The organism is Providencia sp. UF-224, from assembly GCF_058245955.1.
On the sequence record NZ_JBSICC010000078.1, the window covers coordinates 1 to 1,294 of the forward strand.

The 1,294-nt window shown below is 40.0% G+C and carries 1 protein-coding gene; it reads left to right on the top strand.

The genetic code is table 11. The features are described from left to right. Positions 1 to 53: 53 nt before the first annotated feature. A protein-coding gene (locus tag AC4IFO_RS22840) for an IS3 family transposase (protein WP_490737831.1) occupies positions 54 to 1,264 on the top strand; the annotation gives its coding sequence in 2 pieces (ribosomal slippage) (positions 54 to 399 and positions 399 to 1,264; 1,212 coding nt in all). Positions 1,265 to 1,294: the final 30 nt, after the last annotated feature.

Consider the following 1,294-nt stretch of genomic DNA (forward strand, 5'->3'; position numbering starts at 1 on the left):
TGACCCGTCCTGAATAAGGTTGACACTTTTTCAATTTAAAATTGGAGAGTGCAATGAAACCAATCACTAAACGAACTCAACGCGATTATTCCCTCGCTTTTAAATTACAGGTTGTTGACCAAGTAGAAAAAGGCGAACTTACCTACAAACAAGCCCAAGACCACTACGGTATACAAGGGTGCTCTACAGTTTTAGTTTGGCTTCGTAAGCATGGTCGGTTAGATTGGTCTAACGGTACGCCTAATACTCTTTGTAGAGGTTCAGTTATGACCCAATCTCCTGAGCAACAAACGCCAGAACAACGCATCAAAGCCCTTGAAAAGGAGCTGGAAGAGGCTCGACTTAAATCTGATTTCTTCGAGGCTGTTGTTAAAGTTATGGATAGAGACTTCGGAGTCCGTTTATCAAAAAAGCGCAAAGCCGAGTTATTAAAGAAAAAACGGTCAAAAACCTTACCGTAACAATAGCTTGCCGTTTTATGCAAATCAGCCGGCAGGCTTATTACAAGAGACTGGATAGGACTGAGGAACGAAAGAAAATCGATACGGGCATTATTGATGCTGTTAAATCTGAACGGGCTTTTCACCCCAGATTGGGCGGTCGTAAGCTGCTCTTTATTCTAAAGCAAAAACATATACTTATTGGCCGTGATCGATTGTTTTCTTTATTGAAAGAGCATCGGTTACTTGTGCCTAATAAGCGAGCTTATCATCGAACAACGTTAAGCCATCATCGTTTTCATCGGCATCCAAATTTAATTAAGTCAGGGTTCATCCCTACACAGCCAGAACAGCTTTGGGTGGCGGATATTACCTATTTATCAACACATGAAGGCGATACATATCTAAGTTTAATTACGGATGCGTACTCACGAAAAATCGTGGGATATCATTTAGATGACAATATGAAAACAAGCTCAGTGAAGAAGTCGTTGGTGCAAGCTTTAAAAAAACGCCGTTCAACCACATCGCTGATCCATCATTCAGACCGAGGGGTACAATATTGTTCTTCGGAGTATCAAGAGGTACATAAAAAACATAATATTCAATGCTCTATGACTGATGGCTACGATTGCTATCAAAATGCGCTAGCTGAGCGAGTTAATGGAATATTAAAAATGGAGTATCTTCTGATAAAACCGAATAATTTAGAGCTAGCGAGAAAGTTAGTTGAAGAATCAATACAGCTATATAATGAAAAACGACCACACTTGTCACTAAACTATAAAACGCCCAATGAAGTTCATCGGGCGTTTTATGACTGAAAAGTTGTCAACCTATATCAGGACTAGTCA